Source organism: Streptomyces sp. NPDC016677, assembly GCF_055562815.1.
Window position 1 is genome coordinate 448,752 of the sequence record NZ_JBVHEO010000005.1, and the last position, 17,627, is coordinate 466,378.

Annotated in this window: 18 protein-coding genes and 1 pseudogene; 13 read left to right on the forward strand and 6 right to left on the reverse strand. The window is 71.5% G+C overall.

Annotated elements, in window-relative coordinates; all coding sequences use genetic code 11:
- Positions 1–17: 17 nt before the first annotated feature.
- Both ACZ3IG_RS18240 and ACZ3IG_RS18245 read left to right on the forward strand, forming a co-directional pair.
- Positions 18–515, forward strand: coding sequence for a GbsR/MarR family transcriptional regulator (locus tag ACZ3IG_RS18240; protein ID WP_467433081.1), 498 nt, complete (start codon positions 18–20; stop codon positions 513–515).
- Positions 516–578: 63 nt separating this feature from the next.
- A complete protein-coding gene (locus tag ACZ3IG_RS18245; RefSeq protein ID WP_467433082.1) occupies positions 579–1,175 on the forward strand; it encodes a Uma2 family endonuclease in 597 nt (198 codons plus the stop codon).
- A 22-nt stretch (positions 1,176–1,197) separates the two neighbouring features.
- On the opposite strand, the gene ACZ3IG_RS18250 is transcribed toward ACZ3IG_RS18245, so the two are convergent.
- A complete protein-coding gene (locus ACZ3IG_RS18250) occupies positions 1,198–2,193 on the reverse strand; it encodes a diacylglycerol kinase (protein WP_467433083.1) in 996 nt (331 codons plus the stop codon).
- Between the two features lie 207 nt (positions 2,194–2,400).
- On the opposite strand from ACZ3IG_RS18250, the gene ACZ3IG_RS18255 reads away from it, so the two are divergent.
- Both ACZ3IG_RS18255 and ACZ3IG_RS18260 read left to right on the forward strand, forming a co-directional pair.
- Positions 2,401–3,684, forward strand: a complete 1,284-nt coding sequence (locus tag ACZ3IG_RS18255) for an adenylosuccinate synthase (protein WP_467433085.1) — start codon at positions 2,401–2,403, stop codon at positions 3,682–3,684.
- A gap of 91 nt (positions 3,685–3,775) precedes the next feature.
- Complete coding sequence (locus ACZ3IG_RS18260; protein WP_467433087.1) at positions 3,776–4,084, forward strand: hypothetical protein; 309 nt, start codon at positions 3,776–3,778, stop codon at positions 4,082–4,084.
- Here ACZ3IG_RS18260 and ACZ3IG_RS18265 read toward each other — a convergent pair.
- The 3 genes from ACZ3IG_RS18265 to ACZ3IG_RS18275 all read right to left on the reverse strand — a co-directional run bounded on the left by ACZ3IG_RS18265 (position 4,077) and on the right by ACZ3IG_RS18275 (position 7,107).
- On the reverse strand, positions 4,077–4,727 hold the full coding sequence (locus ACZ3IG_RS18265; protein ID WP_467433090.1) for a hypothetical protein: 651 nt from the start codon (positions 4,725–4,727) through the stop codon (positions 4,077–4,079). The genes ACZ3IG_RS18260 and ACZ3IG_RS18265 overlap by 8 nt on opposite strands.
- 176 nt (positions 4,728–4,903) lie before the next feature.
- Positions 4,904–5,605 (reverse strand): GntR family transcriptional regulator, encoded by a 702-nt coding sequence (locus ACZ3IG_RS18270; RefSeq protein WP_467433093.1) that lies wholly within the window; start codon positions 5,603–5,605, stop codon positions 4,904–4,906.
- 137 nt (positions 5,606–5,742) lie between these two features.
- Positions 5,743–7,107: an aminotransferase class III-fold pyridoxal phosphate-dependent enzyme gene (locus ACZ3IG_RS18275; protein ID WP_467433094.1), complete on the reverse strand. Its 1,365-nt coding sequence runs from the start codon at positions 7,105–7,107 to the stop codon at positions 5,743–5,745.
- Positions 7,108–7,324: 217 nt separating this feature from the next.
- On the opposite strand from ACZ3IG_RS18275, the gene ACZ3IG_RS18280 reads away from it, so the two are divergent.
- Both ACZ3IG_RS18280 and ACZ3IG_RS18285 read left to right on the forward strand, forming a co-directional pair.
- Positions 7,325–9,160 carry a serine/threonine-protein kinase gene (locus ACZ3IG_RS18280; protein ID WP_467433095.1) on the forward strand — a complete coding sequence of 612 codons (1,836 nt, stop codon included), beginning with the start codon at positions 7,325–7,327 and terminating at the stop codon, positions 9,158–9,160.
- Between the two features lie 114 nt (positions 9,161–9,274).
- Positions 9,275–10,588, forward strand: a pseudogene (locus ACZ3IG_RS18285) (substrate-binding domain-containing protein); the annotation flags it as partial.
- 55 nt (positions 10,589–10,643) lie between these two features.
- Here the strand turns inward: ACZ3IG_RS18285 and ACZ3IG_RS18290 are convergent.
- The gene (locus tag ACZ3IG_RS18290) at positions 10,644–11,336 is read right to left on the reverse strand and encodes an SLATT domain-containing protein (protein ID WP_467433097.1); all 693 of its coding nucleotides are present in this window, start codon (positions 11,334–11,336) and stop codon (positions 10,644–10,646) included.
- Between the two features lie 246 nt (positions 11,337–11,582).
- Between ACZ3IG_RS18290 and ACZ3IG_RS18295 the strand changes: the two genes are divergently transcribed.
- From ACZ3IG_RS18295 to ACZ3IG_RS18305, 3 genes are all read left to right on the forward strand, one after another.
- A complete protein-coding gene (locus ACZ3IG_RS18295) occupies positions 11,583–11,930 on the forward strand; it encodes a YbaB/EbfC family nucleoid-associated protein (protein ID WP_467433098.1) in 348 nt (115 codons plus the stop codon).
- Positions 11,931–11,997: 67 nt separating this feature from the next.
- Complete coding sequence (recR, locus tag ACZ3IG_RS18300) at positions 11,998–12,597, forward strand: recombination mediator RecR (protein WP_467433100.1); 600 nt, start codon at positions 11,998–12,000, stop codon at positions 12,595–12,597.
- On the forward strand, positions 12,590–13,249 hold the full coding sequence (locus ACZ3IG_RS18305; protein WP_467433101.1) for a DUF5063 domain-containing protein: 660 nt from the start codon (positions 12,590–12,592) through the stop codon (positions 13,247–13,249). Before recR ends, ACZ3IG_RS18305 begins: the two co-directional genes overlap by 8 nt.
- 8 nt (positions 13,250–13,257) lie before the next feature.
- Here ACZ3IG_RS18305 and ACZ3IG_RS18310 read toward each other — a convergent pair whose 3' ends face one another.
- Positions 13,258–13,653, reverse strand: coding sequence for a hypothetical protein (locus tag ACZ3IG_RS18310; RefSeq protein ID WP_467433103.1), 396 nt, complete (start codon positions 13,651–13,653; stop codon positions 13,258–13,260).
- 82 nt (positions 13,654–13,735) lie between these two features.
- On the opposite strand from ACZ3IG_RS18310, the gene ACZ3IG_RS18315 reads away from it, so the two are divergent.
- The 4 genes from ACZ3IG_RS18315 to ACZ3IG_RS18330 all read left to right on the forward strand — a co-directional run bounded on the left by ACZ3IG_RS18315 (position 13,736) and on the right by ACZ3IG_RS18330 (position 17,281).
- Positions 13,736–14,533 carry a helix-turn-helix domain-containing protein gene (locus tag ACZ3IG_RS18315; RefSeq protein WP_467433105.1) on the forward strand — a complete coding sequence of 266 codons (798 nt, stop codon included), beginning with the start codon at positions 13,736–13,738 and terminating at the stop codon, positions 14,531–14,533.
- Positions 14,526–14,723: a DUF397 domain-containing protein gene (locus ACZ3IG_RS18320; protein WP_467433106.1), complete on the forward strand. Its 198-nt coding sequence runs from the start codon at positions 14,526–14,528 to the stop codon at positions 14,721–14,723. Before ACZ3IG_RS18315 ends, ACZ3IG_RS18320 begins: the two co-directional genes overlap by 8 nt.
- A gap of 189 nt (positions 14,724–14,912) precedes the next feature.
- Positions 14,913–16,205, forward strand: coding sequence for an aspartate kinase (locus ACZ3IG_RS18325; protein WP_467433108.1), 1,293 nt, complete (start codon positions 14,913–14,915; stop codon positions 16,203–16,205).
- Complete coding sequence (locus ACZ3IG_RS18330; RefSeq protein WP_467433109.1) at positions 16,205–17,281, forward strand: aspartate-semialdehyde dehydrogenase; 1,077 nt, start codon at positions 16,205–16,207, stop codon at positions 17,279–17,281. The genes ACZ3IG_RS18325 and ACZ3IG_RS18330 overlap by 1 nt, the downstream gene beginning before the upstream one ends.
- Positions 17,282–17,627: the final 346 nt, after the last annotated feature.

Genomic DNA, 17,627 nt, shown 5'->3' on the forward strand with positions numbered 1-17,627 from the left:
TGCGAGATGATCGAGAGATGACGGAAGAGAATCCGGGCGGCAAGGGCCGCGACCCCGAGGTCGTGTCACGGTTCGTGGAGGGCTTCGCCGCGCAGCTCGTCGAGGCCGGCATGCAGCGGATGCCGGCCCGGATCTTCGCCGCGCTGCTGGCCTCCGACGCGGGCGCGCTGACCTCCGCGGAACTCGGCGAACAGCTCCAGGTCAGCCCGGCCGCCGTCTCCGGCGGCGTGCGCTACCTCGCCCAGCAGCACATGGTGTCGCGCGAGCGCGAGCCCGGCTCGCGGCGGGAGCGGTACCGGGTGCACAGCGACCAGTGGTACGAGGCGCTCACCAACCGCGAGGCCGTCATCAAACGGTGGGAGGCCGCCCTCGGGGAGGGCGTCGCCGGCCTCGGCGCCGACACCCCGGCGGGGCGGCGGCTGGCGGAGACGCTGGCCTTCTTCGAGTTCGTCGACGGGGAGATCGCGGCGATGATGGAGCGCTGGCGGGTGCACCGGGAGGAGCGGTTCGGCTGACGGTGCTGTGACCGCCCGGATACGCTGAGTCGCGACTGGTTCGCATCAAGGGGAGGGCGCATCATGACTGTCATGGCGGAGCGACCGACGATAGGCGGCACCGAGTCCCGTGGTGGCTTCGAGGAGCTTCTCGGCCTTCTCGACGAGCTGCATGTGCCGGACGGCTACAGGGCCGAGATCGTCAGGGGGAGCATCGTCGTGTCGCCGTGGTCGAAGGGGTTCTACCTGCGCGTCATGCGGCAGGTGTGCGGACAACTGGAGCCGCACGTTCCCGAGTCGCACGTGATCGAGCGAGGGCCGTTCCTCTTCGTCTTCCCCGGGGACGAGTGCGCCTACGGGCCGGACATCCACGTGGCGCATGAGCGGGTGTTCGAGTCGGAGAGCAACCGCCTGGACGGTGAGGGTCTGCTGTTCGTCGCCGAGCTCACTTCACCCGCCACGAGGAGCGACGACCTCACCAACAAGGTCGGCGTGTATGCGAAGGGAGGCGTCCCCGTATACCTGATCCTCGACATGCAGAAGCAGCAGGCCATCGTCTACGGGTCCCCGTCCCCGGACGGGACCTACGAGGTCCGCTTCACCAAACCGTTCGGTGAGAAGCTCCCGATGCCCGCTCCGCTCGACTTCCTGCTCGACACCTCCGGCTTCACAGCGCCCTGAGCTGCACCTCCCAAGTTTTCCCTCACCGCGCCGGCAGCGTCAGCCCCCAGGCCCCCTCCCGTACCGTCCACGTCCGTGTCCCCACCGGCCCCGACTCCACCGCGTCCGCCCGGTACCGGAAGTGCGCCCCCGACACGGTCACCGTCCGCCCCCGCGCCGTCAGCGGGGACGCCGCCGCGCCTACCGACACCGGCCGCACCTCCACCTCGGCCGTCCCCGGGGCGCCCGGCGTCAGCGACACCCCCTCCACCGGCTGGTCCAGATCCACCAGCGTCACCCCGTCGACCTCCACCCGCAGCCGCGCCGGACCGCCCCCCGGCACCGACACGCCCCGCGCCGGACGCGGATGCGCCAGCGTCCGTACGAAGGACTGGCAGGTCCGCAGCCAGGGCAGCCGCGCCGCCGCCCCGTCGGACGTACGGCCGTCCGCCGCGCCGGCGTCCCCCGGCAGCGCCCACGGTGGCGACCCGGGCGACGCCAGCGGCGGGCGCGACGGGCGCTGCGGACGCGGGGAGCGCGGGGAGCGCTGGGCAGGCGACGAGCCCGCCGCGCGCGGCGGCAGCGGCGGGATGCCCACCGCCCCCAGCACCACCCCGTCGCTGTCGTCGACCATCAGGTCCAGCCGCCGCTCCACCCCGTCCAGCACCGCCCGCGCCGCCGCCACCGCCCCCGACGGCACCCCGAGCGAGCGGCACAGCTCCAGCTCCGGGCCGACCGGCACCAGCGACAGCGCACATCCGGCCAGCTCGCGGCCCCGGTGCAGCAGGGCCACCGTGCGCAGCAGCGACCGGTCGTCGCCGATCACCACCGGCCGCCGCGACCCCCGCCGCTCCAGCATCCGGGCGAATTCCTCCGGATCGTCCGGCAGGCACACCTTCGTATGCGCCGCACCCGCTCTCAGCACGTCTTTCGCGATCCGGACGGACTCGCCGTCGGTCCGCCGGGCGACCGGATCGATGACCACCAGGAGCTGATCGGGCGTCGCGGAAGATCGCGCGGAAGTCGCCACCTCGGCCATGCCTCGCTTCCTCGGGTAGCATCTTTGTGCAAGAGCCCCTTGCGCGATTGCGCCAGGGGCTTCGTCTATTCCGGGGCATCCGGTCCGACGGGTTGCGGCCGACGAAGGTCGCCGGTGTACGAGCCATGAGCCGTGTGTACGAGGCACGAGCCGTGACACGTATGCCCTCGACCTTGGACATGCCCCGCCCGGAAGGGGTGTACGCGCGTGCCCGCACTTGTGCTGCTCGGTGCTCAGTGGGGTGACGAAGGCAAGGGAAAGGCGACGGACCTGCTCGGTGGTTCCGTCGACTATGTGGTGCGCTACCAGGGCGGCAACAACGCCGGCCACACGGTAGTCGTGGGTGACCAGAAGTACGCCCTCCACCTGCTCCCTTCCGGGATTCTCTCCCCCGGCTGCACGCCGGTCATCGGCAACGGCGTCGTCGTCGACCCGTCGGTCCTGCTCTCCGAGCTGAGCGGTCTGAACGAGCGTGGCGTCGACACGTCCAAGCTCCTGATCAGCGGCAACGCTCACATCATCACGCCGTACAACGTCACCGTCGACAAGGTGACCGAGCGCTTCCTCGGCAAGCGCAAGATCGGCACCACCGGCCGGGGCATCGGCCCGACCTACGCCGACAAGATCAACCGTGTCGGCATCCGCGTCCAGGACCTCTACGACGAGTCGATCCTCACCCAGAAGGTCGAGGCGGCGCTCGAGGTCAAGAACCAGATGCTCACCAAGCTCTACAACCGGCGCGCGATCACCGCCGACCAGGTCGTCGAGGAGCTGCTGGGCTACGCGGAGAAGCTGCGCCCGTACGTCGCCGACACCGTCCTGGTCCTCAACCAGGCGCTGGAGGACGACAAGGTGGTCCTCTTCGAGGGCGGCCAGGGCACCCTGCTCGACATCGACCACGGCACGTACCCCTTCGTCACCTCCTCCAACCCGACCGCCGGCGGTGCCTGCACCGGCGCCGGCGTGGGCCCGACGAAGATCAGCCGGGTCATCGGCATCCTGAAGGCGTACACGACCCGCGTCGGCGCCGGCCCGTTCCCGACCGAGCTGTTCGACGAGGACGGCGAGGCGCTGCGCCGCATCGGCGGCGAGCGGGGCGTGACGACCGGACGCGACCGGCGCTGCGGCTGGTTCGACGCGGTGATCGCCCGCTACGCGACCCGGGTCAACGGTCTGACCGACTTCTTCCTCACCAAGCTCGACGTCCTCACCGGCTGGGAGCAGATCCCGGTCTGCGTGGCGTACGAGATCGACGGCAAGCGGGTCGAGGAGCTGCCCTACTCGCAGTCCGACTTCCACCACGCGAAGCCCGTCTACGAGACGCTGCCGGGCTGGTCCGAGGACATCACCAAGGCCAAGACCTTCGACGACCTGCCGAAGAACGCGCAGAACTACGTCAAGGCCCTGGAGGAGATGTCCGGCGCCCCGATCTCCGCGATCGGCGTGGGTCCGGGCCGGGACGAGACGATCGAGGTCAACTCGTTCCTGTAGGCCCCCGGGCCCGTCACGGCCACCCCGGTGGCCGTGACGGGCATAGCCTTGAGGGGAAGCCGCGTGTCGACGACAGAAGAAGGTGAGTGCGATGCGCGTGATGCTCAAGGCGACGCTGGACACGGAGAAGGCGAACGAGGCCATCCGCAGCGGGAAGATGCCCGAACTGATCAAGGACGCCCTCGACCACCTCCGGCCCGAGGCGGCCTACTTTGGTCCCCTGGGCGGCCGGCGGACCGCCCTGCTCGTCTTCGACATGGCGGACAGCTCCGATCTGCCCGCCACCGGGGAACCGTTCTTCACCCAGTTCAACGCCGAGGTCGAGGTGTGCCCGGTCATGAACGGAGAGGACCTGCGGAAGGGCCTGGCCCAGCTCGGCCGGAGTTCCGGCGTCAGCTGAAGACGATCATCGACCCCTGCGCCAGGCTCCGGGTCGCCGCCGCGTGCAGCCCCAGCCACACGTGCCGCTCCCGGGAGAACGGGCTGGGGTCGTACGGGGCCGGTGCCGCCGGCTCCTCCAACTCGGTCGGCCCGGCGGGCGGTTGCGGGGCCGCCGGGGGATTGGCCGGGTCGATGCCGAGGGACGGCGCGACGGACTCCAGTTCGCGCAGCAGGGCGTGGGAGGAGCCGAGCGGGCCGCCGCCGGCCAGCAGCTCGTCGTTGGCCAGGGGGTGCGGGAAGTCGACGGGGACGTAGGCGCCGGCGTGGTCGTAGTGCCAGACCAGGTGCGACTGCTGGGCCGTGGCCTCGAACATCTCCAGCAACTGCTCGTAGTCGCCGCCCAGTTCGTCCACCGGCGTCACCGGCAGGCCGCAGAGCTGGAGCAGGTGGGCGCGGCGCAGGAAGTGCAGCGCGTCGTAGTCGAAACCGGCCACCGGGGCGACCTCGCCGGTCAGCCCCGGCATGTACGCGAACACCGGTACCGGCGGCAGCCCGGCCTCGGCCAGCACCTTGTCGTACTGCGCGAGTTCCTCGGCGAAGGGATTGTCCGGGGTGTGGCACAACACGTCGACGAGCGGTACCAGCCACAGGTCACAGGCCAAAAGAGGGCTCCTCACACAGCACGGTGGTGCAGGGCAGGGTAGTCGGTCCGGCCGGAGGGCGGCTCCCCGGGCGGGGGCCCTCGTGCCCATCCCATACCCAGGCGCGCGCCCCCCACCCGCGGCCCCCGCACGCCACCGCGGTCATCCGGCGGCAAGCCCCCGCAACGCCACCGCGGTCATCCGGCGGCGAGCCGCTCCACCAGCGTGAGCGCGTGCGTGTTGTACGCCGTGACGAGCGCGCGGGCCGCCTCGGCGTCCCGCCGGACCAGTGCGTCGACCAGCTCCGTGTGGCCGGACCACAGGGTGCCCCGCAGATCGCTGAGCCGGCGCAGGTGCTGCACCGTGCACACCCAGCTCTGCACGCGCAGCCGGTGCAGGAAGTCGGCGAGGTACGGGTTGCCGTACAAGGCCGCCAGCTCCCGCCAGAATCGCAGGTCGTAGCCGATGAGGACGGTGAGGTCCCCGGCGGTGGCGGCGCGCTGGGCCTCCTCGCCGCGGCGCCGCACCCCCGCCAGGGCGGCGGTCAGCCGCTGCGCGTCGCCGGGCGCCGCGGCGTGGTGGCCGGCCGCGCAGGCGTGGAACATCCCGTCGCTGACCAGGCGCCGGGCCTCGACCATGCCGCGGAAGTCGTCGACGGAGTACTCGTGGACCCGGAAGCCGCGGTGCTGGTCGGCCTCCAGCAGCCCCTGCGCGGACAGGTCGACCAGCGCCTCGCGCACGGGCGTCGCGGAGACCCCGTACTGCTCGGCGATCTCCTTGACGGTGAACTCCTGCCCCGGCTGGAGCCGTCCGGCCAGCACCTCGTCGCGGAGCGCGTCGGCGATCTGCTGCCGCAGGGTGCTGCGCGTCACGGCACCGTTGCGGCTGGGGCCGGGCATGGTCGGGCGTCTCCTCGTCGCGTTCGGGCGGCGTGCGCGTACAGGTACGCGCGTACGGGCGTACGCGTACAGGTGTGCACGCATATGTGTGCGCGTATATGTGTACGAGCACGCCACCTTACGCGTTCACGGGCGCCTCACGCGGTGTACCCGTCCGCGACCGACAGTGCCGCGTCCAGTGCCGCCAGGCCCTCCTTCAGCTCCGCCTCGCTGACGTTGCAGGGCGGCACCACATGGGTGCGGTTCATGTTCACGAAGGGCCACAGCCCGTGCGCCTTCGCGGCGGCGGCGAACGCGGCCATCGGGGCGCCCGCCCGTCCGGTCGCGTTGTACGGCACCAGCGGCTCGCGCGTCTTCTGGTCCCGCACCAGCTCCAGCGCCCAGAACATGCCGGTGCCGCGCACCTCTCCCACGCTCGGGTGCCGCCCGGCCAGCTCCCGCAGGGCGGGGCCGACGACCTCGGCGCCGAGCCGGGCGGCGTGCTCGACGACGCCCTCCTCCTCCATCACCCCGATCGTGGCGACGGCGGCGGCGCAGGCCAGCGGGTGCCCGGAGTAGGTCAGACCGCCCGGGTAGGGCCGCTCGGCGAAGGTCTCGGCGATCGCGGGGGAGATCGCCACCCCGCCGAGCGGCACGTAGCCGCTGTTCACGCCCTTGGCGAAGGTCATCAGGTCCGGTACGACGCCGAACAGGTCGGCCGCGAACCACGTACCGGTCCGCCCGAACCCGGCCATCACCTCGTCCAGGACGAACACGATCCCGTACTTGTCGCAGATCTCGCGGACCCCGGCCAGGTAACCGGCGGGCGGCACCATGATCCCGGCCGTCCCCGGGATGGTCTCCAGCACGACCGCGGCGACGGTCCCGGGCCCCTCGAAGGCGATCGTCGTCTCCAGGTGCTCCAGCGCCCGCGCGCACTCCTGCTCCTCGGTCTCGGCGTAGAAGCGCGAGCGGTACGGGAACGGCGCCCAGAAGTGCACGACCCCCGCCGTGCCGCTGTCGGACGCCCACCGCCGGGGGTCGCCGGTGACGTTGACCGTCTGCTGGGTGCCACCGTGGTAGGAGCGGTAGGCGGAGAGCACCTTGGGCCGGCCCGTGTGCAGCCGCGCCATGCGCAGCGCGTGCTCGACGGCGTCCGCGCCGCCGTTGGTGAAGAAGATCTTGTCGAGGTCGCCTGGGGTCCGCTCGGCGATCAGCCGCGCCGCCTCCGAGCGCGCCTCGACGGCGAAGGCGGGCGCGAACGTCGTCATCCGCGCCGCCTGCTCCTGGATCGCGGCGACGACCTTCGGGTGCTGGTAGCCGATGTTGGTGAAGACGAGGCCGCTGGTGAAGTCGAGGTAGCGCTTGCCGTCGTAGTCCCAGAAGTACGAGCCCTGCGCGCCGGCTACGGCGAGCGGGTCGATGAGTTCCTGCGCGGACCAGGAGTGGAAGACGTGCGCGCGGTCGGCGGCCTTGACGGCGGCGCCGGTACGGGGGTCGGGGCTGTCGTTCTGAGGGGTCATGCGGGTGAGAGTAGGGGGCCGGGGGACGGTGACGGTATCGGCGTCGTGTCTGCCGGCCGGGCCCTCGCGCGACAGGATGTCGACGACCCTACGTCCCCGTCCCCGCACGATCTGTTACGGAACCGTCGACGCGGCGCGGTCTCCCTCACCGCCAACTCCGCACTATCCTCGGCCTGTTGCTCATGCACAGGGAACGTCCGGGGAAGGCGGCGCGACGGTGGAGAGGCTCGCGGAGGGGGACCCGCGGCGCATCGGCGCCTACCGGCTGCTGGCGCGGCTCGGTGCGGGGGGCATGGGACAGGTCTATCTGGCCCGGTCGGACCGGGGCCGTACGGTCGCGCTGAAGCTGGTGCGCGGGGAACTGGCGGAGCGGGAGGAGTTCCGGGAACGGTTCCGGCGGGAGGTCGGGGCGGCCCGGCGGGTCGGCGGGTACTGGACGGCGCCGGTCCTGGACGCCGACACCGAGGCCGCCGTGCCCTGGGTCGCCACCGGGTACGTGGCCGGGCCCAGCCTCCAGCAGGTGGTCGGGCACGATCACGGGGCGCTGCCCGAGCGGTCGGTACGGGTTCTGGGGGCCGGGCTGGCCCGGGCGCTCCAGGACATCCACGCGGCCGGGATCGTGCACCGCGACCTGAAACCGTCCAACGTCCTGGTCACCATCGACGGCCCCCGCGTCATCGACTTCGGGATCGCCCGCGCCCTGGAGAGCGGGACCGACGCGGGAGCGACCCTCACGGGCGCGCTCGTCGGCTCGCCCGGCTTCATGGCCCCCGAGCAGGTCCGCGGGGAACCTCTCACGCCCGCCTGCGACGTCTTCTGCCTCGGCTCGGTCCTGGCCTACGCCGCCACCGGCGCGCTCCCGTTCGGCACCGCCGACAGCGGGGTGCACGCCCTGATGTTCCGCATCGCGCAGGAGGAACCGGACCTGACCGGTGTGCCGGAGGGCATCGCGGACCTGGTCGGCGCGTGCCTGCGGAAGGACCCGGCCGCCCGGCCCTCCCTGGAGGCCGTCCTGGCCCGCACGGGCGCGCGGGACACCGTCGCCGACGGCCGCTCCCGCGACCCCTGGCTGCCGGGGGCACTGGTGGCGCGGCTCGGCCGGCACGCGGCAGGGCTGCTGGCCACCGAGGACCCGGAGGCTGCCGGCCCTCCGACGCCGGACCGCGCGTCCGCGCCGACGGCCGGGGCCGGCGTACCGACCGGTGGTCCGGCGCCGGTGGCCGGTGGGCCGGGGGCGATGGGGCGGTCCTGGGGCAGCGCTGCGCCCGGCGGGTCCGCACCGGAGCCCGGAGGGGCCGTGCCCGGGGCGCCTCTCCCTGGGCAGCCGGGGCAGCCCGGTGCCGGTGCGTCGGTGAACCACCCGTCGCGTGGGCAGGTTCCGCCTCATGGGGCGGCCCCGTCCCATGAGGCGGCCCCGCCGTCCGTCGCTCCGCCCGCAGGTCCGTCCGTCGCTCCGTCGTCGAGGGAACCGGTCCGGCGAGGGCCCTCCACCGTGCTGTTGGTGGCGGTCGCGCTGGTCGTGGCGCTGGCCGCCGGGGGTTCGGTGTACGCGCTGATGAACGGTGACGGTGACGGTGATGACGGCGGGGACGGCGGGCGTGCCCGTCCGGGGCCGGCCGTGACCGTTTCCTCCACACCGGACCCCGGCACCTCCGACGCCGCCGGACCGTCCGCCGACGCCGAACCGACGACCGCCCCGGCGGCGGAGGACGGCGTGGTTCCGGCGGAGTACCTGGGCACCTGGACCACGACCATCGACAACGCCACGGGCACCCACCGGCGGCGGCTGACCGTCCAGCAGGGCGAGGTGGGCGACACCGTGCTCTCCCTGGTCGCCGACGGCGACGCGTACCACTGTGTGTTCCAGGCCGAGCTGGCGGCCGATCCCGGTGGTGACGGGCCGCTGCGGTTCGGGCCGTCCGAGGTGACGGTCGGGGAGCCGAGTTCGTCCTGCACCCCGGGTTCGGCCTCCGAGGCCACCCTGCTGTCCGACGGCCGGCTGGAGCGCGTACTCACCAGCGACGGGAAGAAACTCACCTTCTCCCGAGAGTGAGCGACAACGCCAACCCACATCCGTACGGTGACCGGACGATCGCACAGGACGACGCTCAACGGCGGGTGCCGCGCCGCTGGGGGCGCCCCCCCCACGCCGTTCAGGCAGTGGGGGAGGATCGGCTACCGCTTCCAGATGGACAACCCGATCGGTGACGACGCCCGCTCCGGCCGCCTCAACCGCCGCCTCGGCCTGTTCGACGAGACCCCGGGGATGACGGACGCCACCCTGGTCCTCCTGCGTGTGGAGAACGACGGCTCCCAGGGCATCGACCGCGACGACTGCACCGGCCCCGAACCGCACGGGCTGACCGCGGTCTTCACCGACCGCACCATCCGCGGCGTCTCGGTCACCCAGCCGTCCGACACCAGCCATCTGATGGACCACTTCACCGCCGGCCGCGGCTTCGGCTACGAGGGCAACACCCTGCGCGTCCCCCGCGTCCCCCTCAACCGCGGCGACCACTTCGAACTGCTCGTCCTGCTCTCCGGCGGCGACGTGGGCAGCGAGATCCGGCTGACCGGCGGCCTGCGGGACGGCGAGGTCCACCCCAACCGCAGCGCGACCCCGGACGACACCCCGCCGCTGTTCGGCCGCGCCGCCCGGCTGATCACCATCATGCTCACCGTGTGCGTGGTCACGCTGGCCGCGATCGTCGTCGCCCAGGACGACACCGGCCCCCCGATCGGCTGCGAGAGCGGCCGGCTGACCCTCATCGGCTCCACGGCCTTCGCCCCCGTCCTGCGGGAGGCGGCCGACAAGTAGGCACGGGACTGCGCCGAGGACGAGACCGAGATCGTGGTGGACACGCACGGCTCCACCTCGGGCATACGGGAACTGGCGGCGGCCGGCGAGCGGGCGGAGCACGGCTCCCCGCCGGTGGTGGCCCTCTCCGACGGCCCCAAGCCGAGCGGCATGCCGGAACTGCGGGAGAACCGGGTCGCGGTGTCGGCCTTCGCCCTGGTCGTCAACGACAGCGTGCGGCTGCCCGACGGCGACCTCTCCACGGCCGACGTACGCCGCCTGTTCAGCGGCGAGATCACCAACTCCTCCCTCGACTGCGTCCACAAGGACGACCCGTCGATCGGCTTCGTCCGCTGCGAACTCGACTCCACCGACCAGGTCCTGTCGACCGTCGCCGACCTCTCCGGCGCGATCGGCTACAGCGAACTCAACCTGGCCGGCCGGGTCGAGGGCGTACGCCGGCTCAGCCTCGACGGCGAACCGCCCTCCGTCGACGCCATCGAGCACGGCACCAGCGACTACCCGTACCGCGAGATCGAGTACGCCTACACCTACGGCAGCCCCCCGGCCGACTCCCTGGCCTCCAGCTTCCTGACCTACCTGACCCGGGGCAACGGCCAGGACGTCACCCGCACGCACGGCCACGTCCCCTGCTACACCCCCGAGGGCATGACCCTCTGCGCCGGTCAGGCCCCGCCGTCCCGCCGTCCGGGACAGGCCGCCGCGCGTCCGCGGTGCCTCACCGCGCCTCCGGTGGCCGCTGCCGGGGCATGTTCGGCCGTGTGCCGCCCGGCGGCATCCCGAGCCGCCCCGGCACCACCGCGCCCTCCGCGGCCCGTCCGCCCGCGACCCCGCCCGCCTGGATGCCCAACGGCGCCGACCCCGTCCGGAACTCCACCATCCAGTCCGCCGTCTCCGACCGCACCAGCTCCGTCACGTCCTCGGAGAACCGCCGCAGCACCAGCAGACACCGCTCCGCCGCCTCCCCGGCCGTCCCCTCCGCGGGACCGAGCACCTCCCGTACGCTCTCCGCCGCCCAGTCGAACTGCAGCACCTGGAGCCTCCGCTGCACCGCCTGCGCCGTGGCCACGTCCCGCATCCAGCCGGACGTCACCCCGAAGTACCGGTCCGCGGCCACACACGCCACGCCGAGCAGCAGCGCCAGATACCCCCAGGGCGCGACCCCGCCCACCACCCCCGTCATGTCCAGCAACGGCAGCGCCGCCCCCGCGACCGCCCCCGCCGCCGCCCCGCCCCGCAGCACCCGCGCTCCCCGCCGCTTCCACGTCCGGTCCGCGAGATACCACGCCGCCGTCTCCAGCGCTCCCCGCTCCACCCACCGGTACAGCTCGTCCAGACGCTCGGCCGGCCGCCCCCAGTCGCCGAGCGGAAAGGCCCGTCCCGCCAGGTCACCCGGTTCACCTTGACCCACCCGGCACTCCCCACTGATCAAACGTCACTGTTCGAACAAGCACTCTGCGTGACGACTCCGACGCGCCGGACCCTTCCTACCCCCCAACGGGTGGCGAAAGCCCCGGTATCACCGCTTTTCCGCCCGGAAGAGGTCCCTGATCAGGGACAGGGGTCACTGTCTCTCACTCGAAAGAGTGCTGGGGCGAGGGCCGCCCGGACCACGTAGGCTCGTGCCAACGGTAAAGCGTGACGACAGGAGCTGATCGTGATTCCCGGTGGTGGCCAGCCCAACATGCAGCAGTTGCTCCAGCAGGCCCAGAAGATGCAGCAGGACCTGGCCAGGGCCCAGGAGGAACTGGCGCGGACGGAGGTCGACGGCCAGGCCGGCGGCGGCCTGGTGAAGGCCACCGTCACCGGCTCCGGCGAGCTGCGCGGCCTGGTCATCGACCCGAAGGCGGTGGACCCCGAGGACACCGAGACCCTCGCCGACCTGGTCGTCGCCGCGGTCCAGGCCGCCAACGAGAACGCCCAGACCCTCCAGCAGCAGAAGCTCGGCCCGCTGGCCCAGGGACTCGGCGGCGGGGGCAGCGGCATCCCGGGGCTGCCTTTCTAAGACGGCCCCCGGCCCCTTACCGTACGTACTGAAGGCACCCCAGGAAGCCAGGAAGGACGGCAGTCCGTTGTACGAAGGCGTGGTCCAGGACCTCATCGACGAACTGGGGCGGCTGCCCGGCGTCGGTCCCAAGAGCGCGCAGCGGATCGCCTTCCACATCCTCCAGGCCGAACCGACCGACGTACGGCGTCTCGCGCACGCCCTGATGGAGGTCAAGGCGAAGGTCCGCTTCTGCGCGACCTGCGGCAACGTCGCGCAGGAGGAGCACTGCAACATCTGCCGCGACACCCGCCGCGACCCCGCCGTCATCTGCGTGGTCGAGGAACCGAAGGACGTCGTGGCCATCGAGCGCACGCGTGAGTTCCGCGGCCGGTACCACGTCCTCGGCGGCGCGATCAGCCCGATCGACGGCGTGGGCCCCGACGACCTGCGTATACGAGAACTTCTCGCGCGGTTGGCCGACGGTACGGTCACGGAGCTGATCCTGGCCACGGACCCGAATCTGGAAGGCGAGGCCACGGCGACGTACCTCGCCCGCATGATCAAGCCCATGGGCCTCAAGGTCACCCGCCTGGCCAGCGGCCTCCCGGTGGGCGGCGACCTGGAATACGCGGACGAGGTGACCCTCGGCCGCGCCTTCGAGGGGAGACGACTCCTAGATGTCTGACGCCACGCTGCACGCGACCGACCAGAACCCGGACGACTTCGCGGTCCAGATCGCCGATCAGGTGGAGAGCTTCCTGGTCGCCGTCACGGAGGTCGCCAAGGGCGACGAACCGGCCTCCGCCGTCCCCTTCCTCCTCCTGGAGGTCTCCCAGCTCCTGCTGGCCGGCGGACGCCTGGGCGCCCACGAGGACATCGTCCCGGACGAGCGCTACGAGCCCGACCCGGGCCCGGAGCTGGACGTGGACGAACTCCGCGAGAACCTCGCCCGCCTCCTGGAGCCCGTCGACGTCTACTCCGAGGTCTTCGACCCCTACGAGCCCCGCAAGGCCCCCGTCCCGGCCCGTATCTCGGACGACCTGACCGACGTCATCACCGACCTCCGCCACGGCATGGTCCACTACCGGGCCGGCCGCACCACGGAGGCCCTGTGGTGGTGGCAGTTCTCCTACTTCTCCAACTGGGGCTCCACCGCGTCGGCGACCCTGCGCGCCCTCCAGTCGGTCGTCGCCCACGTCCGCCTCGACCAGCCCCTGGCCGCCCTCGACGGCCTCGACACCGACCAGGACCTCGGCGACGAGGCCCTGGAGGCGGAGGCCGGCCGGGTCATGGTGGAGGAGATCGCCGGGCCCCTGGGCCTGCGCCCGGTGAAGTAGGGCACCGCTCACCCCAGCGCGTCCCGCAGCCGGACAGGGCACACGTGGGGCGCGGTCGCCGTGGGTCCGCTGTACCAGCGCAACGGCCAGGTGTTGCCCACGAGCGCCGGAATGCCGACGTAGGTGACGGTCCCGGTCCCCGTCCCGCCCAGCAACTGCACACCCAGCGGCCAGTCCCGCCCCGCCAGCGCCCCCGGCGGCACCAGGAAGTACACCCACCGCCCACCGCTCGCCTCGCACACGATCGGCCCCGCGTCCTCGCCGGTGGCCTCGATCAGCCAGTCGGCGACCAGTTCCCCGCGGATGCCGTCGATCCGTACGGCGTCGAAGTACACGCCGGCCACGTGCAGCCGGAGCCCGGTGGGCGGGACCCAGGAGGGCCGGGGGTGAATTGCGTTCATCATGCTCACACGCTGCCCACCATCTCCCTACGCTCGGTAGTGACGTGAGGGTTACACGCCGTGGTGTACCGAGGAGGTGCGTGCTGTGTCCCAGCCGCCTGTCATGTGGCGCTTCACCGGCAACCAGCTGAAGCGCTGGCGCACAAGGGCGAACATCAGCCGAGTCCAACTGGCCGCCGCGACCAATTACTCGCCGGACACCATCAAGTCGATGGAACAGGGAGTACGCATGCCGACGGCCCGCGTCCTGGACGTGGCCGACGAACTGTGCGACGCGGGCGAGCTGTTGAGCGCGGCGAAGGAGTACCTGTGCAAGGAGAAATTCCCGGCGCGGGCCCAGGAGTACATGGAGCGGGAAAAGGAAGCGATCAGTATCTGGTGGTACGAGGTCGCCCTCATTCCCGGGTTGTTGCAGACGGCCGCGTACGCGCGAAAGCTGATCAGTGACCGCCTGCCGCCGCAGGACGAGGAGACGGTGGAGGAGCGGGTCGCGACCCGGATGGACCGGCAGGCGATCCTTACCGCGCCGAAGCCACCGGTGGCTTGCTGTTTCGTCCTGTACGAGGCGGTGTTGCGCAGTCCACTGGTCGACAAGGAGCAATTGGAGCGGTTGTTGGAAGTGGGGCGTCTGCGGAACATCGTGATTCAGGTCCTGCCGTTCGAGCGGGCGTTCAGCAACGCCCTGGAGGGGCCCATGGTGCTCATCGAGACGCGCGACCGTGAGCGCTACGCCTTCGCCGAAGGCGCGTTCGCCAGCGAACTTTCGGCCGATCCAGGGGCTGTCGGCCGTGTCACCGAGGCGCTTAGCATGATCCGCACGCGGGCCCTCGACCCCGAGGAGTCGGCCCGCTTCATCGAGCGGATGGTGAAGAGCCGTGAGTGACCAGCTGGAGTGGGTCAAGTCGAGTCACAGTGACGGTGAAGGCGGCGCCTGCGTAGAGGTCGCCCGTTCGGCCGCCGTCCACGTCCGCGACTCCAAGAACCGGCCCGGCCCCGAACTCCGCGTCGCGGCCCCCGCCTGGACGGCGTTCATCGCCGCAGTTCAGCCCGGAGCGGACCCGTTCCGTTCGTGAACATGTGACCCACGGCACGTTCCGAGTGGCCCGCCGTAACCCTGGGCATGAGCCTGCCTGGACGACCGGGCGGACGGCAGGTCTCACCATGCGATATCGCAGGGGCCAAAACCGGACGCTCGTTAGACTGAGCCGACCGCAGTACATACACGTACGTGCGGAAAGAGACGGATTGAGCGAGGAGCGCACGTGGGCCTTGTCGTGCAGAAGTACGGAGGCTCCTCCGTAGCCGATGCCGAAGGCATCAAGCGCGTCGCCAAGCGGATCGTGGAAGCGAAGAAGAACGGCAACCAGGTGGTCGCCGTCGTTTCCGCGATGGGCGACACGACGGACGAGCTGATCGATCTCGCCGAGCAGGTTTCCCCGATGCCTGCCGGACGTGAGCTCGACATGCTGCTGACCGCCGGAGAGCGGATCTCCATGGCCCTGCTGGCGATGGCGATCAAAAACCTGGGTCACGAGGCCCAGTCGTTCACCGGCAGCCAGGCGGGTGTCATCACCGACTCGGTCCACAACAAAGCCCGGATCATCGACGTCACGCCGGGCCGCATCAAGACCTCGGTGGACGAGGGCAACATCGCCATCGTGGCCGGCTTCCAGGGCGTCAGCCAGGACAGCAAGGACATCACCACGCTGGGGCGCGGCGGTTCCGACACCACCGCCGTGGCGCTGGCCGCCGCGCTGGACGCGGACGTCTGCGAGATCTACACCGACGTCGACGGCGTGTTCACCGCCGACCCGCGCGTGGTGAGCAAGGCGAAGAAGATCGACTGGATCTCCTTCGAGGACATGCTGGAGCTGGCCGCCAACGGTTCGAAGGTGCTGCTGCACCGGTGCGTCGAGTACGCCCGTCGGTACGACATCCCGATCCACGTCCGGTCCAGTTTCAGCGGGCTCCAGGGCACCTGGGTCAGCAGCGAGCCACTCGTTCTGAAGACACAGCAGCAAGGGGACAAGCAGGTGGAGCAGGCCATGATCTCCGGTGTCGCGCACGACACCTCCGAGGCCAAGATCACGGTCGTCGGCGTGCCCGACAAGCCGGGCGAGGCGGCCACGATCTTCCGTACGATCGCCGACGCCCAGATCAACATCGACATGATCGTGCAGAACGTGTCCGCCGCCTCCACCGGTCTGACGGACATCTCCTTCACCCTCCCGGCGACCGAGGGCCGCAAGGCCATCGACGCCCTGGAGAGCAACCGCTCCGGCATCGGCTTCGAGTCGCTGCGCTACGACGACCAGATCGGCAAGATCTCGCTGGTCGGGGCCGGGATGAAGACCAACCCGGGCGTGACCGCCGACTTCTTCAAGGCGCTCAGCGACGCCGGGGTGAACATCGAGCTGATCTCGACCTCCGAGATCCGCATCTCGGTCGTCACCCGCAAGGACGACGTCGACGACGCCGTGCGCGCCGTGCACACCGCCTTCGGCCTGGACTCCGAGAGCGACGAGGCCGTGGTCTACGGAGGCACCGGCCGCTGATGGCCGAAACCGAACGGTCCCCACGGGCCGGGAAGCCGACGCTCGCCGTCGTCGGCGCCACCGGCGTCGTGGGGTCGGTCATGCTCCAGATCCTGTCCCAGCACGCGGACATCTGGGGCGAGATCCGCCTGCTCGCCTCGCCGCGCTCGGCCGGCCGCAAGCTGGCCGTGCGCGGCGAGGAGACCGAGGTCGTCGCGGTCACCGAGGACGCCTTCGACGGGGTCGACGTCGCCATGTTCGACGTACCCGACGAGGTCGCCGCGCGGTGGGCGCCGATCGCCGCGGCCAAGGGCGTGGTCGTGGTCGACAATTCGAGCGCCTTCCGGATGGACCCGGACGTGCCGCTGGTGGTGCCGGAGGTCAACGCGCACGCGGTGCGGATGCGCCCGCGCGGCATCATCGCCAACCCGAACTGCACGACGCTGTCCATGATCGTGGCGCTGGGCGCGCTGCACGCCGAGTTCGGCCTGCGCGACCTGGTGGTCTCCTCGTACCAGGCGGTGAGCGGGGCCGGACGGGACGGCGTCGAGACGCTGCGCCGCCAGCTCTCCCTGGTGGCCGGTACGGAACTGGGGACCAACCCCGGTGACCTGCGGCGGGCCGTCGGCGACGACACCGGTCCGTTCCCCGAGCCGGTCGCGCTGAACGTCGTACCGTGGGCCGGGTCGGCGCGGGAGGACGGCTGGTCCTCGGAGGAGATGAAGCTACGGGACGAGTCCCGCAAGATCCTCGGACTGCCGCAGCTCCCCGTGGCGGTGACGTGCGTACGGGTGCCCGTGGTCACCACGCACTCCCTGACCGTGCACGCCCGCTTCGAGGGCGAGGTCACTGTCGGCCGGGCCCGCGAGATCCTGGCCACCGCGCCGGGTGTCGTCCTCTTCGACGACCCCGCCGCCGGAGAGTTCCCCACGCCCGCCGACGCGGTCGGCACCGATCCGACCTGGGTCGGCCGGGTGCGCCGGGCGCTGGACGATCCCACCGCGCTCGAACTCTTCGTGTGCGGAGACAACTTGCGCAAGGGCGCGGCGCTGAACACCGCGCAGATCGCGGAGCTGGTCGCGGCCGAGTTCGCGTGAGGCGCCGCCACGGGGCCCGGCCGGCGGAGGGAAAATACCGGTCCGTTTCACGTGAAACGTTTGTAGGATCTGTGTTAACGGTGTGATCCGGTCGTCGGTCCGGATCCCTTGATCAATGACCGGGTGCCGTCAGAGGATTTCCTCCCCGCCGTCCGCAACCACGCGGACGGCGGGGAGCGTCTTTGCGGTCACCCCATCCGGGGCGCGGGGGCGCCGAGGCGCGGACGTGGGGACGTCCACGCCGTAGGGCACACAGGGGAAGAGCGGGACGCATGACGGCGAACGAGGTACCAGCGGGGGCACAGCCGGACGCGAGAGCGAACGACGTGAACAAGGCGCGCGACGC